Raw genomic sequence first — 14322 nt, forward strand, 5'->3', positions numbered from 1 at the left:
GGCATCTCGCCCGCCTCTGTTAAATCCCGTACGCTTTCTGATAGGCACGAACCTGAGCCAGATGATCGGCCATCTCCGGTTTCTCTTCCAGCCAGCTAATCAGGTCGGCCAGTGTGATAATGGCGGTCACTTTGCAGCCGTAATCACGTTCCACTTCCTGAATCGCCGACATCTCTCCACGTCCACGCTCCTGACGATCAAGCGACACCAGCACGCCTGCCAGGGTAGCGTTATGCGCACCGATAATATCCATCGACTCACGAATCGCTGTACCTGCCGTGATCACATCGTCCACCAGCATCACTTTGCCCTGCAGCGGGCTGCCCACCAGCAGGCCGCCTTCACCGTGATCTTTGGCTTCTTTGCGGTTGAAGCAGTAGGGCACATCGCGGTCATGATGGTCCGCCAGCGCCACCGCAGTGGTGGTCGCAATCGGAATGCCTTTATAGGCCGGGCCGAACAGCAGATCGAAATCGACAGCGCCATCCACCAGCGCCTGCGCGTAGAAGCGTCCCAGCAGCGCTAAATCCCGTCCGCTGTTAAACAGACCAGCATTAAAGAAATAGGGGCTTTTACGCCCTGACTTTAAAGTGAACTCACCGAACTTCAGCACCTGCTTGTTCAGGGCGAATTCAATAAACTGACGCTGCCAGGCTTTCATTTCTCACTCCTCAAATAAAGAAAAGGCGACCCTGAGGTCGCCTGTTACATCAATTTTCCAGCGCTGCTTTCTGCGCCTGAATCAATTCCTCAATGCCGCCACGTGCCAGCGCCAGTAGCGTCAGCAGCTCTTCATGGCTGAACGGTTCGCCCTCAGCGGTGCCCTGCACCTCGATCATGCGACCATCTTCCATCATCACGACGTTCATGTCGGTTTCTGCCGCGGAGTCCTCAACGTACTCCAGATCGCACAGCGCTTCGCCTTTAACGATACCTACTGAAATCGCCGCGACCATGCCCTTCATTGGATTGGCTTTCAGCTTGCCGCTGGCCACCAGCTTGTTCAGCGCATCGGCCAGCGCCACGCAGGCGCCGGTAATTGACGCGGTGCGGGTGCCGCCATCGGCCTGAATGACGTCACAGTCGAGCGTGATGGTAAATTCACCCAGCGCTTTAAGATCAACCGCGGCGCGCAGTGAACGGGCGATCAGACGCTGAATCTCCAGCGTACGGCCACCCTGCTTGCCTTTTGCGGCTTCACGCGCCATACGACTGTGGGTAGAACGCGGCAGCATGCCATATTCAGCCGTGACCCAGCCCTGGCCCTGGCCTTTAAGGAAACGCGGAACCCCTTCGTCTACGGAGGCAGTGCAAAGCACTTTCGTTTCGCCGAATTCCACCAGAACGGAACCCTCTGCGTGTTTGGTGTAATTGCGGGTCAATGTGACTGGACGCACCTGTTGTGCGCTACGGCCTGCTGGACGCATGGGTATTCTCCGGCTTGCTAATGATTGGCTGCGCATTATACGGACTTCCTTGCCCGCTGTCTCTTGCGCCGGTCTGACGCAGGCACCAGATGAAATTCCCGGCCAGCTGTGGCTAAATGCGCTTTCCTTTCTCTCTGATAAAAAAGACATATGGCCGCCATTCTTCATTTCCTGCTGGCGCTGGTGGTGATTTTCGCCCTTGCGCTGCTGGTCAGTCATGACCGTAAACAGATTCGCCTGCGCTTTATTGTTCAACTGATTGTGGTGGAAGCCGCGCTGGGCTGGTTCTTCCTTCACTCTGCCGGAGGGCTGGCGCTGGTTGGCTCGTTCGCGGGATTCTTTGAGACGCTGCTTGGCTTTGCCGCACAGGGTACAGAATTCGTGTTTGGCGGAATGAGCAAACAGGGGCTGGCATTTATCTTCCTTGGCGTGCTCTGCCCGATTGTCTTTATTTCAGCACTCATCGGCATATTGCAGCACTGGCGCATCCTGCCGCTGCTGATCCGGATTTTCGGGACGCTGCTGTCGAAGATTAACGGCATGGGCAAGCTGGAGTCATTTAACGCCGTCAGCACGCTGATTCTCGGTCAGTCGGAAAACTTCATCGCCTATAAAGGGATTCTGGGTGATATCCCGCCGCGCCGGCTCTACACCATGGCAGCGACCGCGATGTCTACCGTTTCGCTGTCGATTGTCGGTGCTTATATGTCGATGATTGAACCGAAGTATGTGGTTGCCGCACTGCTGCTTAACATGTTCAGTACCTTCATCATTCTGTCGATCATTAACCCGATGGAGAGCCAGAATGAGCAGCCTATCGCGCTGGAAAAACTGCATGAAGAGCAGAGTTTCTTTGAGATGCTGGGTGAGTACATCCTGGCTGGTTTCAAAGTGGCGATGATCATTCTGGCCATGCTGATTGGCTTTATTGCCCTGATTGCTGCCATCAACGCGCTGTTTGCGGCGGTGTTCGGTTACAGCTTCCAGCAGCTGCTTGGCTATCTGTTCTATCCTCTGGCCTGGCTGATCGGCATTCCCAAAGCGGATGCCCTGCAGGCGGCCAGCATCATGGCAACCAAGCTGGTCGCGAATGAGTTTGTGGCGATGATTGAGCTACAGAAAGTCGCGGCGGGCATGAGTGCGCGTGGGCTGGGTATTCTGTCGGTGTTCCTGGTTTCCTTTGCTAACTTTGCCTCTATCGGCATTGTGGCGGGCGCAATTAAAGGCCTGAACGAGAAACAGGGAAATGTGGTTTCCCGGTTTGGCTGGAAGCTGGTCTATGGCTCCACACTGGTGAGCCTGCTCTCTGCGGCTTTTGCCGGTCTGTTTATCTGAGTACTCCGCGGGCGGCCTCGCTGCCGCCCGCGTTCATCCTAGAATCCGACACAGACGGGTGCATCCACCCGCATCACCGACTCCTGACCAAAGCGTTTTTTATAGAGGGTACGTAACGCCTCAATGTCCTGATTGATGGCAGGATCGATACCGTGGATCAGCATCAGCGCTTTACTGTTCTCACGTGCCAGTTTGCCGTTCTCGCCCAGCCATTGCCCTTTAGCGTCATAAACCGACAGTCCCGCTTTGAAGCGTGGCGTGACCTCATTATCCACAAAGTTCATCCAGTCGAGTGAACTCACCCTGCCGCCACCTGGTTTGCTCAGTCCAAACCACAGTGTGGTTTGCATCATCATGTCGCCACCCGCACAGATGGGTTGCGGTTTCGTGGGCGGCGCGTGGCGCGTCTGGCAACCTGCCAGCAGCAGAGCCATCACAACAGGAAGAGCAATAACGCGTGACATAAATCGATCATCCTCACAAGGGGTTAGTGGTCATCATAAGTGGCTCTCGCGGAAAGCGGAAATGGTTCGTTATTTTCCGGTGAGACGCTTATGCCTGTTATGCCGTGGCTCGCCTCGCTATACTTCACCCATCTTTCCGCAAATGAGTACCGCTTATGATCCGCAGTATGACCGCTTATGCCCGCAGCGAAGCCAAAGGCGAATGGGGCAGCGCCGCCTGGGAGCTGCGTTCTGTTAACCAGCGTTATCTGGAAACCTACATCCGTCTGCCGGAACAGTTTCGTGGGCTGGAGCCGGTTATCCGCGAACGCATTCGTCAGCGTCTGACGCGCGGTAAAATTGAGTGCAACCTGCGTTATGACGCAGACCCCAGTGCACAGGGCGAGCTGATGCTCAACGAAACGCTGGCGAAACAGCTGGTGCAGGCAGCCAACTGGGTGAAAATGCAGAGCGATGAAGGCGCGATTAATCCGCTGGATATCCTGCGCTGGCCCGGTGTGATGTCTGCACAGGAGCAGGATCTGGATGCCATTAACACACAGTTGTTGAAGGCGCTGGATAGTGCGCTGGATGATTTCATTGCGGCACGTGAAAGCGAAGGCACCGCGCTGAAAGCGATGATTGAGCAGCGTCTGGAAGGGGTCTCGCAGGAAGTCAGTAAAGTGCGTGCGCAGATGCCTGAAGTCATCAAATGGCAGCGTGAACGTCTGGTCGCCAAACTGGAAGATGCTGAAGTTCAGCTGGAGAACAATCGCCTTGAGCAGGAACTGGTGATGATGGCGCAGCGTGTCGACGTCTCCGAAGAGCTGGATCGTCTGGATGCGCACGTTAAAGAGACCTACAACATCCTGAAAAAGAAAGAAGCGGTTGGCCGTCGGCTCGATTTCATGATGCAGGAGTTCAACCGTGAGTCGAACACGCTGGCATCAAAGTCGATCAATGCCGATATCACCGCATCAGCGATCGAACTGAAAGTGCTGATTGAACAGATGCGCGAGCAGATTCAGAATATTGAGTAAAATGCCCATCGCTCCGTAAATATTCATAAGCCCATGTTAAATGGGCTTTTTTAATTCTCCTGCGTTTCATTAATGTACATATTACTCCATAACTATCTACGGCTTTTCGGCGGGGAAATGGGGAACTGGTCAGCACTACTTCACTTTCTTGCTTATGGCGTTTAGTATTACATGGATCTATTTAATGCTTACGAATGTTAGTTTTATGAGCAGAACCGTAACAAGAAAAGATTCGATTTTACAGATACGGAGATAGTAAAAGATTTGAGTCTTCTATTATATAGATGAATTTTCAGTCGGAAAAATTAATATCATAAGGAAGTGATTATGTCAGTATTGAAGTTGCCTGCCACAATTTATCAGACAAAGCATAAGTTTAACGATTACAGCACTGATGATATGAAGTATGGAGATCTTAGTGAAAAGCAACTAAGAAGCGATTTGGGTTTGGATGATGTTTCTGATGTGGTTGATCCCTGGACTGGTAAAGAAGTATCTATATTCAACTCTTTCCGGGATGCCCGCCCAAAATCCAGAACAGAAATGGCTGAACTTCTTTTCAATGAGTTTCTTCGTGTTTCTATGCCTGCATATTATCTTGGGCAGCACCAAATATTCAACAATCTTGTAAAGCATCTCTATCACGGGAATGGAAAAATTTATTCCAGCCCTTTCCTTGATAGTGCATATAAAAATCTAATTATCAGTGGGCAATCTTCGCCACTGTCTCCATTGACTGTAATTAAGTCTTCATTAGATAAGATCATTGTTACAGGACAACAAAGCTTATCAGACCCAGATATGGAGTTAATAACACAAGCAATAAGAAACTCCATACTTCCTAAGTTCAATAGATGGGCTGATAGTTTCAATGGATTAGGCATGTCGATACATGATATTCATGCTACAAACATACAGATAAATCAGATCGATATAACTGACAGTGGTTATGTAGCAAAAATAACCTTTACAGGGCAAGACCATTTCGGTCTCGATAAAACTGACATCATGAATCCTAAATTTCATTTTATCAGAGCCTTTCGTATTTGGTTTGTTCTTCAAAGATGGGAACAATTTGCTTTCAAGCCTTTTTTAACCAACATGAAAGCAGAGTTTGAAATAAATAGCAGGAGAAATTAATGAGAATCAAAAAGATTATCGTTTTTATTGTAGCGTTGGCAATGTTAGCATTATTTTATGTTAGGTTCTTTAATTCTCCAAAAGTGCTTGCAATTCACAATTCTGATACGAGAAAAGATTTTTTAGTTAAAAATATTCCTTTCTCTGATAGTGATAAAATAAAATGGTGGGATAACAATGGAGTCAAAACCATTTCTTCTCGTGAAACTTACAATGTTTCAATCTGGAACTCTGATGGTAAGTATCAAAAGCTCGCTCCTGAGAACTCAGGCGCTTTTCCAGACCATGATATTGATTACTTACTGTGCTTTTATGACATGAAATCAGATGAAAATTGTATAGACAAGTCAAATTGGATCATGGACATCACTAAAACAAAAGATGGATACACTTACTACCGACTTGATGGCGAGTCTTACTATCGAAAACCTTCTGGTGAACTGGTCAAAGGTGAACGATTTACGACAACCATTAAGTGAGCATGTTAGCCGACCAGCTTGTAGCGGTGCTCACTGGAGAGTGGCTTGGTGAGTAAAATCAAAAAATATCGCAATAAATCAATCACTTCACCGATATTAATGACTAATTTTGAACAATCAACTTTCAGATTCAGAATATCGAGTAATACATTTCCGGCAGGTCATTAATGAAGCGCCATTGATGGCGATTTGTTCATTTTTCAGGCACTATAGTTTGAGATTCATCAACACCTCCGACCTTTTATTACCGTGGCTGGCTTCAACACTACGTAAAGATTGATAAATAAACATTTCCGGACTCTTCCGGAACGCCTGTCAGTCACACTTCGCATTTCAGGTCTGTCTTTTTTAATTTTTTGAATTTAAAATCTTTTTCCTGTTGTGAACCCTTTTTTCGCACCCGAAACGCTGGCTCCATGAAACAGGTCAATCCTGTAGATTCCGTAGTTTCCCTTTCTTTGAAGGCACTTTTTGATAAAGTGTTGGTCGAAATCAGTACAGCTGTACCGCCTGGAGACTTATGGAAGTGCTCTTTATGCGATACATCCATCTATCTCATGAAGGTTGTTAATGAAAAACACCGGAAAATTTAGCAGTTCGCTGCTGCATCCGCGTTATTGGTTTACCTGGTTTGGTCTTGGTGTACTCTGGCTTCTGGTCCAGCTTCCCTACCCTGTTCTTATGCGTCTCGGTGCCGGTGCCGGCAAAATTTCCCGTCATTTCCTGCAACGCCGTGAGCGCATCACCCGTCGTAACATTGAGCTCTGCTTTCCTGGCATCAGTGAAGAAAAAACAGAACATATGATTGCCGGTAATTTTGCGTCGTTAGGTATGGCGCTGGCTGAAACCGGTATTGCCTGGTTCTGGTCTGACCGTGCGGTAAAACGTCTGTTTAAAGTGTCAGGTATGGATAATCTCCACGCTGCGCAGAGTGAAAAGCGCGGTGTGATGCTGATTGGCGTGCATTTCATGTCACTGGAGCTGGGCGGCCGCATCAGCGGTCTCTGTCAGCCGATGATGGCGATGTATCGCCCGCACAACAATCAGGCAATGGAATATGTGCAGACCAAAGGCCGGATGCGCTCAAACAAAGCGATGATCGACCGCCGCGATCTGCGCGGCATGGTTAATGCTCTGAAACAGGGTGAATCGGTCTGGTTTGCGCCGGACCAGGATTACGGCCCGAAAGGCAGCACCTTTGCGCCACTGTTTGCGGTAGAAAAAGCGGCCACCACCAACGGCACTTTTGTGCTGTCGCGTCTGGCGAAGCCAGCGATGGTGCCGATTATGCTGATTCGTAATGCAGATAATGAGGGCTATCATCTGATCATTGAGCCGATGCTGGAAAATTATCCTCATACGGATGAGGCTGCTGCTGCAGCTTATATGAATAAAGTGATCGAGAATCAGATTCTGCGTGCACCGGAACAATACCTCTGGCTGCATCGCCGATTCAAAACCCGTCCGCCGGGTGAACAATCACTCTACGTCTGAGTAAACAGATAAAGCAGGCACCGCGCCTGCTTTTTTATTTTTCTAATCCCGCCCGCTTAGTATCCTCTCCGGTTCATCCATGTGCTGCATGCTCTATCCTGGGTTAATACCCGCTTTAATTTTGCTGTTCAGCGCCTCTTCCACGGCCACCAGGCTGGTATCAGAAAGTTAATTAAGGAATGATGAATCCTCTTACCTCGTTAAAGCCGGATAAGCTTATGGATATCAACGATACACAGCAGTGGCAGAGGCCGCTGATTGATGACCGCCTTACGCCCTATATTGAAGTGGATGCAGAGCGCCTGGAGCAGAATCTGCAGCATATGCAGCGCAAAGCCAGTGCAACAGGCGTCGCGTTGCGTCCGCATATCAAAACACATAAAAGTGTCTGGATTGCTCAGCGTCAGCTTGAATATGGTGCTCAGGGTGTCACGGTCTCTAAACCCAGCGAAGGTATCAGCTTTATTCAGGGGGGCGTTCGCGATCTGCTGTTAGCCTACCCGGTTGTGCAACCGCAAAGCGTAGCTGAGCTGCTGCGTCTCGCCGTGCTTCATCAGGCAAAACTTACCCTGATCGCGGACAGGCTGCAGGGTGTGGCAGCGATTGCGGATGCGTGGCAGCAACAGCCAGACTGCGCGCTGGCGGTGGCGATTAAGGTGGATGTTGGATTACACCGGATTGGTGTTAATCCTGATAGTGATGAAGCTGTGCTGATTGCTCAGGCGCTGCGGGACAGAGGCTTACGCTTTGCCGGATTAGTGTCGCATGCCGGTCACGCTTATGGTGCCGGTAATGCCGCGGCTATTGTTGATGTTGCCAGGCAGGAAACGGTATTGATGCAGCAGCTTCAGGCAAAACTGCAGGCTGCGGGATTTACCGACTGCCCGCTCTCTGTGGGTTCAACGCCTACGGCCCTGGCAGCCGAGGTTGCGCCCGGCATCAGTGAAATCCGGCCTGGCAACTATGCACTGCTGGACCTTACCGCCTGTCGCCTCGGGCTAAGTCACGTCGACCAGCTGGCAATGAGCGTCATTACCCGTGTGGTAGCGGTAAACGATCATTTCGCAATTGTGGATGCCGGATCGAAAATGCTGAGTTCGGATAAAGGGCCACACGGCACCAATGCCAGCGGCTTTGGTGTTGCAGCCGACGAAGCGGGCCACACGTATGAGGTGACAAAGTTATCTGAGGAGCATGGTTTTCTGCTTTATCAGGATCGCCGTCCTGAAGTCGGCACGCTGCTTCGTATCTTCCCGAATCACAGTTGCGCAGTGATGGCTCAGTCGGATGGCTTTGTTCTGCGTCGTGCCAGTGGGCATAGCGAAGAGCACGCAGTTTCTGCACGCGGCAATTTCATCTGAGTCAGCGGCAGACAGCCTCATCCGTTGTCTGCCGTTTGTACGAAACCCTCTCAACACCACACTTCTGCTGTTACAACGTATTAACGAGCCTGACCCCATGCTTTAATGCTTTTTTAGCTTATCCTCCGGAGGTTATATGCTCTCCTCGCGCACGCTGAGCCTGACGATTCCGCGTCACTGGTTAGATCTTTATGAAACCATCTGGAAGCCGGAATTTTTTCCAAAGTGGGCGTCCGGGCTGACGAATAGTGCGTTAGAGCCTGATGGCAATCGCTGGCGTGCTAAAGGCCCTCAGGGAAATGTAAAGCTCCGGTTCTCGCCACATAATCCGTTTGGCGTAATGGATCACTGGATTGACAGTGGCTCAGGAAAGGAAATCTATGTGCCGATGCGCGTGATAGCCAACGAGCAGGGTGCCGAGGTGATGGTGACGGTTTACCGCCAGCCATTTACTTCAGATGAGAGATTTAAGCAGGATATTGAATGGGTTAGCAACGATCTTGAGAAGCTTAACCAGCTTCTGACACAGTAAATCAATGACTTAGCTCGATTTTTTCTCTGTACTTATCACTGGCTGTTTATGAAAAAAAACAGAAAAACTTCCGATGATAAAGCATAAAGCGTTTATCTGATTGCATGCCCCTTCTGCACGTTTATCACCAACCCTGCTTAAGCATTGTTGCCAGGAAAATTCCTGGCAACAATGCCTGACAGGCAGGCTATCCCCGCTGATTTCAGGCATCTTCATCTGCTGTGTAAACAATTTCGCTAAAACACATACATTAATCATCAACAATCGTTTATTACTCTCGTACTGGAGATTTAATATTTATCATGCATGAAGTGAAACCATTTATTTCTGCGGTCGCGTAATCAGACTTTTCTTATGGTGTTAAATTAAATAAAACAATGTATAAATCATTCCACACACAGCAATACCTATAATGATAAAGCAGGAAAAAAGTCATGGACCGCTCTGCGTATCCTTTGTTATCAGAAAAAGAATTCGTTGAGATTGCCGCAAGGATGCTGGCAGGAGAATATAAAACTACAACAGGGTTTATTCGTGATCTGGCGGAATTCTTATTCTCTGCAGGGGATTCCGCCATGACACGAAACAGAGAATTTACCAGGGATATCTGTTTTTTATCCGGGCACCATTTGATTGAACCCATAATAACATGGCAAGCCTGGGAAGATATTTCAGGACTCCGGCCGGAAAAATTGCACTAACCAACGGTGTCACAGCAACCTCTCATTGCTGTTACACAACGATTTAATTCTCACAGAGTCAATGAACTCTAACGAGTATATTATGGCAATACGTGAAAGCAGTCTTAATAGCGCAAAGTGGTCTCTGCTCTCTTCAATCAAAATTATTGGCATCGGCGTACTGCAGCTTTCGTTGCTGGCGCAGATTCTGCAGGCGAATGAACTGAACCTGCTGGCGATCGCCGTGATAGCTTTACTGGCTATCGATACGCTGGCCGATCGCGGCTTCTCAAATAAGCTGATCCGCCGCTGTATGCTCTCTATCAACGACCTCTCCACGATCTACTGGGGTAATATGTTGATGGGTGTCGCGGTGTTTGGTCTGTTATTTACGGGCAGTCACCTACTGAACAGTCTGTTTGGTCAACCTGAACTGGCGTTAATGCTGCAGATGGTCTCAGTGGTGTTTATTATCATCCCGCAGGGTCAGCATTACCGTGCGATATTACAGCGCGAAAAACAATATACCCGTATCGCTTTTGCTGAAACCTCATCAGTATTAGCCGGTCTTGCCGTCACTTTATTTACCGTCTGGCTGACACCTTCAGTATTGTGTGCGATCTGGGGTTATCTGGCGATGGCATCTATTCGCATGCTGATTTACTGCTACTATGGTCGTTCATGGTTCCAGCCGGAATACCATTTTAGCCTGAAAGCCTTTTCTAAAATTCGTGCAAGAAACAAATAATAAAATAAGTCTGTATGGTGGGCTCTGAGCATCCGAAACGATGCGTTGGCGTGCTGTTAACCAGCACGCCTTTTCTTTTTATTAAGCCTGTTGCTTTATTTCTCTGATCGATTCCCTTCTTTATCTGCCGCATCCAGCCTTTTTACCTCACTTATAAACTGACTTACCTCCAGCCGTTGTCTGGCGTTCACGGTCGGTTAATATCCGCCCGTCCGGAACCGGAAAACAGCGGGCCGCAACGCACAAACCTTCTGCAGACTGTTTCTTCTCAGATTTAAACAGGCACTCACCGCAGGCTCCGCGCAGAAAAGTCTTTCTATACGGACGCCAGGGCTAGCTGGTATACACTGCGCTTATCACGGACGCCGATCGCCTGAAAATCTCTGTCGCCGTCTTTCAGGCAAAGGCATCGCCTTGCCGCCGTTTTACCGGAGTCTGCTATGTTACTGACCGTTCTCTACATCATTGGTATTACTGCTGAAGCCATGACCGGTGCGCTGGCGGCAGGCCGCCGCAAAATGGATCTGTTCGGTGTCATTATTATCGCGTCAGTGACTGCCATCGGCGGTGGTTCGGTGCGCGACATCCTGCTGGGTCACTACCCGCTGGGCTGGGTTAAAAATCCCGAATACATCATGATTGTGGCAGCAGCAGCGGTCATCACCACTTTCCTGGCGCCACTGATGACACATCTGCGCAAAGTGTTCCTGGTGCTTGATGCGCTGGGACTGGTGGTTTTTTCCATTATCGGCGCGCAGGTTGCGCTCGATTCCGGACATGCCATGATTATTGCCGCAATAAGCGCGGTCATTACCGGCGTCTTCGGTGGCGTACTGCGTGACATGTTCTGTAATCGCATTCCGCTGGTGTTTCAGAAGGAGCTCTACGCCGGTATCGCCTTCGCCTCGGGCTGGATCTATATCCTGCTGCTGAAAACTACGCTGGCACATGAAGCGGTGATTATCATTACCCTGCTGTTCGGCTTCTTTGCCCGTTTACTGGCGCTGCGCTTCCGCCTCGGTTTGCCGATTTTCAACTATCCCCATCCCGAGCATTGAGGAAGAAGGTATGCCCTGCTGCTGCAGGAACGCGATCAGCGCCTGCACACGGGCATCATGGAACTGCGCAACCAGACGCTTTGCCAGCGCAGCACCAACGCCCGGTAGCACCTGCCAGTCCGCCACATCCCGCTGCATTAAGCTCTCCCACTGCTGATCGGGTAGCGACTTCAGGGCTTTCCGCGGCAGTGAAATACCTAAGGCATCCACCCAGCGACGAAACGGCTGCTGACGGGTGAGATTAAAACGGTGCCAGAGCTGATCTGCCCGTTCCGGAGAGAAGCCCGTTGCGGCAGCGACCTGTTCCGGTGTTAACGTCAGCCAGCCGAACAGATGCGTCATACTGCCGGTTTCCAGTAAGCGCAGCCAGGTGCTGCGCTCAACGCCCGGAATATTCAGCACCGTTTTCTGACTGAGCCAGCGTAATTTTGCCAGTAACTGCTTCTGGCACTCCGCACTGAAGGTGTAACAGCTTAGCGGCGTATAATGCGACGCGTCGGGAGGCTGAGGATAGTCGCGCTCTGCCACGCGCCAGATCACCCGCTCCAGCCGGGGAATCCCCTGACCCGCCAGACTCAGCGTAATCACATCACCCGCCACAATATCGCTTTCCTGCCAGCGACGCAGGGATCCGACATTAACCCGCCTGACGGTCTTGTCATCCAGCTGCACCGGCTGCAGATTAAGGACGGCAGCTATTTTCCCGGTTCGGCCAACCGGAAAATCAACGGAGAGCACTTCAGCGCTGACTTCCGGAGGCTGATACTTCCAGGCAACAGCCCAGGTTCCCTCTCCCGGCAGCCAGTTTTTGCCCGCAGGACGAAGACTCTGATGAACCACCACACCGTCAGTGACAAAGGGCAGCGCAGCATGGAACCAGCGATCCCGCCAGGCAGCGACCTCCTCTTCATCTTTAACGCTGTGGCTCCATTTTGCCGCAACGCCCAGTCCCCAGCGACTGAGTTGCTCAAGGCGTTCCGTCATTGTTGCCGGGCCATCTGGCCAGGCCCAGATGAAAACATCGAGCGAATTCAGCAGGGGAACACGCTGTTTACTCATCATGGCCCCGGCCACCTGTGCGCGAGCATTTTTACCGCCATCAATGGCCTGTTGATGATCGGTCATCGGCAGAAATAGCTCACCCTGCAGCACAACCTCGTCGAGTCGGGTCTCGATATTCAGCGGAATCGCCGGGATCCAGGCGGCTTTAGCCAGCCACTCTTCACCGCGCAATCCATCGCCACGACTTAACAACGACACCAGTCTGCCCTGGCGATACACCAGTGAAACGGCGATACCATCGACTTTTGGCTGCACCCAGAGATCGCGTCGCCCCTGCATCCAGTAAGCCAGTGCCAGCTTGTCCCGCATCTTTTTTACGCCAGTATGGGCGACCGGGTGCAATGACGTGCCATTACCCGGCAGTTGTGGGGCGTAAGCCGGCTGATAAAGGCTAAAGCAGTGCTGCCACTGAATCAGTCGCTGCTGAAGAGCATCATAATCCGCATCCGCCACCGGACTCTGGCCCTGACGATAGTAAGCGTCATCCCAGTGTTGCAGTTGCTGTTGCAGGCGGCGGATCTCTTCCGTCGCCCGGTTCGGTGTCCAGACCGGACAAACGGCGCTATGCACAGGCCATGTAACGATCCACAAAACAGCCGCAAACAGCGGCCAGCCGAATCCTTTCATACTCTTTCCCCTGACGTTTTTCGGTATTCAATATCAATGCTTTGGCGTCAGCCAGAAACGATGTCCGGTTCAGGAAGGGGTATCGTGGCAATAAAGGATTAGTTGCAGCGGTCTGACAGACATTTGCGCGAAGAGACGCAAAAGTTGGCTGTTGCCGCTGCGCAAACGCTGCGTGGCAGCGGGAAGCTGTGTATACTGTGCAGGAAATCGACTCCGCTTTTAATCAATTCAAGAAAACCATGGCTCAAGGCACGCTCTATATTGTTTCTGCACCCAGCGGCGCAGGGAAATCCAGCCTGATTCAGGCACTGTTAAAGACCCAGCCGTTGTATGATACGCAGGTCTCTGTTTCGCACACGACGCGCGGCATGCGTCCGGGTGAAGCCCATGGCGAACATTATTTTTTCGTTGAGAAACATGAATTTGAGCGGATGATCGCGGAAGATGCTTTCCTCGAACACGCTAAAGTTTTCGACAACTATTACGGTACGTCGCGCCATGCTATTGAGCAGGTGCTGGCAACCGGCGTTGATGTGTTTCTCGACATCGACTGGCAAGGTGCGCAGCAAATCCGCGCCAGAATGCCAGGCGCACGCAGCATCTTCGTTTTACCGCCGTCGAAAGAAGAGCTCGATCGCCGTCTGCGCGGTCGTGGCCAGGACAGCGAAGAGGTCATCACGCGTCGTATGGCGCAGGCAGTAGCGGAAATGAGCCACTACGCCGAGTATGACTATTTAATTGTGAATGATGATTTCGATCTGGCGCTGTCCGATCTGAAAACCATTATTCGCGCCGAACGTCTGCGTATGGCGCGCCAGAAGGCGCGTCACGATGCTTTAATCAGCAAACTGTTGGCAGTCTGAATACAGTTTCAGTATGATGCGCAGTCATTTCTT

16 protein-coding genes are annotated in these 14322 nt (G+C 50.8%); 11 read left to right on the top strand and 5 right to left on the bottom strand.

Features of this window, described 5'->3' with window-relative positions:
* Positions 1-19: 19 nt before the first annotated feature.
* The gene (pyrE, locus tag AC6I8E_RS18235; RefSeq protein ID WP_003851333.1) at positions 20-661 is read right to left on the bottom strand and encodes an orotate phosphoribosyltransferase; all 642 of its coding nucleotides are present in this window, start codon (positions 659-661) and stop codon (positions 20-22) included.
* Positions 662-710: 49 nt separating this feature from the next.
* Complete coding sequence (rph, locus tag AC6I8E_RS18240) at positions 711-1427, bottom strand: ribonuclease PH (protein WP_003851334.1); 717 nt, start codon at positions 1425-1427, stop codon at positions 711-713.
* Between the two features lie 150 nt (positions 1428-1577).
* Here rph and AC6I8E_RS18245 point away from each other — a divergent pair, with 150 nt between their 5' ends.
* The gene (locus AC6I8E_RS18245) at positions 1578-2762 is read left to right on the top strand and encodes a NupC/NupG family nucleoside CNT transporter (protein ID WP_013359513.1); all 1185 of its coding nucleotides are present in this window, start codon (positions 1578-1580) and stop codon (positions 2760-2762) included.
* A 38-nt stretch (positions 2763-2800) separates the two neighbouring features.
* Here the strand turns inward: AC6I8E_RS18245 and AC6I8E_RS18250 are convergent, their stop codons facing one another.
* The gene (locus AC6I8E_RS18250) at positions 2801-3226 is read right to left on the bottom strand and encodes a DUF3574 domain-containing protein (protein ID WP_497824289.1); all 426 of its coding nucleotides are present in this window, start codon (positions 3224-3226) and stop codon (positions 2801-2803) included.
* Between the two features lie 155 nt (positions 3227-3381).
* Between AC6I8E_RS18250 and AC6I8E_RS18255 the strand changes: the two genes are divergently transcribed.
* The 3 genes from AC6I8E_RS18255 to AC6I8E_RS18265 all read left to right on the top strand — a co-directional run bounded on the left by AC6I8E_RS18255 (position 3382) and on the right by AC6I8E_RS18265 (position 5864).
* Positions 3382-4245 carry a YicC/YloC family endoribonuclease gene (locus AC6I8E_RS18255; protein WP_013359515.1) on the top strand — a complete coding sequence of 288 codons (864 nt, stop codon included), beginning with the start codon at positions 3382-3384 and terminating at the stop codon, positions 4243-4245.
* 327 nt (positions 4246-4572) lie between these two features.
* Positions 4573-5385, top strand: coding sequence for a DUF3289 family protein (locus AC6I8E_RS18260; RefSeq protein ID WP_346436952.1), 813 nt, complete (start codon positions 4573-4575; stop codon positions 5383-5385).
* Positions 5385-5864 carry a DUF943 family protein gene (locus tag AC6I8E_RS18265; protein WP_061061140.1) on the top strand — a complete coding sequence of 160 codons (480 nt, stop codon included), beginning with the start codon at positions 5385-5387 and terminating at the stop codon, positions 5862-5864. The genes AC6I8E_RS18260 and AC6I8E_RS18265 overlap by 1 nt, the downstream gene beginning before the upstream one ends.
* A gap of 319 nt (positions 5865-6183) precedes the next feature.
* On the opposite strand, the gene AC6I8E_RS18270 is transcribed toward AC6I8E_RS18265, so the two are convergent.
* A complete protein-coding gene (locus AC6I8E_RS18270; RefSeq protein ID WP_143813119.1) occupies positions 6184-6414 on the bottom strand; it encodes a hypothetical protein in 231 nt (76 codons plus the stop codon).
* A gap of 20 nt (positions 6415-6434) precedes the next feature.
* Between AC6I8E_RS18270 and lpxP the strand changes: the two genes are divergently transcribed.
* From lpxP to AC6I8E_RS18300, 6 genes are all read left to right on the top strand, one after another.
* Positions 6435-7358 carry a kdo(2)-lipid IV(A) palmitoleoyltransferase gene (lpxP, locus tag AC6I8E_RS18275; protein WP_013359516.1) on the top strand — a complete coding sequence of 308 codons (924 nt, stop codon included), beginning with the start codon at positions 6435-6437 and terminating at the stop codon, positions 7356-7358.
* Between the two features lie 218 nt (positions 7359-7576).
* Positions 7577-8719, top strand: a complete 1143-nt coding sequence (locus AC6I8E_RS18280; RefSeq protein ID WP_041457141.1) for an alanine racemase — start codon at positions 7577-7579, stop codon at positions 8717-8719.
* Between the two features lie 136 nt (positions 8720-8855).
* The gene (locus AC6I8E_RS18285; protein ID WP_033734531.1) at positions 8856-9251 is read left to right on the top strand and encodes a hypothetical protein; all 396 of its coding nucleotides are present in this window, start codon (positions 8856-8858) and stop codon (positions 9249-9251) included.
* 434 nt (positions 9252-9685) lie between these two features.
* Positions 9686-9952, top strand: coding sequence for a hypothetical protein (locus tag AC6I8E_RS18290; protein ID WP_497824290.1), 267 nt, complete (start codon positions 9686-9688; stop codon positions 9950-9952).
* Between the two features lie 82 nt (positions 9953-10034).
* Positions 10035-10679: an oligosaccharide flippase family protein gene (locus AC6I8E_RS18295; protein WP_041457277.1), complete on the top strand. Its 645-nt coding sequence runs from the start codon at positions 10035-10037 to the stop codon at positions 10677-10679.
* A gap of 440 nt (positions 10680-11119) precedes the next feature.
* Positions 11120-11737, top strand: coding sequence for a trimeric intracellular cation channel family protein (locus AC6I8E_RS18300; RefSeq protein WP_013359520.1), 618 nt, complete (start codon positions 11120-11122; stop codon positions 11735-11737).
* On the opposite strand, the gene ligB is transcribed toward AC6I8E_RS18300, so the two are convergent.
* Positions 11675-13426 (bottom strand): NAD-dependent DNA ligase LigB, encoded by a 1752-nt coding sequence (ligB, locus tag AC6I8E_RS18305; protein ID WP_497824291.1) that lies wholly within the window; start codon positions 13424-13426, stop codon positions 11675-11677. The two genes, AC6I8E_RS18300 and ligB, sit on opposite strands and share 63 nt — an antisense overlap.
* 239 nt (positions 13427-13665) lie before the next feature.
* Here ligB and gmk point away from each other — a divergent pair, with 239 nt between their 5' ends.
* Positions 13666-14289 carry a guanylate kinase gene (gmk, locus tag AC6I8E_RS18310; protein ID WP_033734537.1) on the top strand — a complete coding sequence of 208 codons (624 nt, stop codon included), beginning with the start codon at positions 13666-13668 and terminating at the stop codon, positions 14287-14289.
* The last annotated feature ends 33 nt before the right edge of the window (positions 14290-14322 follow it).

Source organism: Pantoea sp. X-Soil-YNGN-785 (assembly GCF_059730585.1).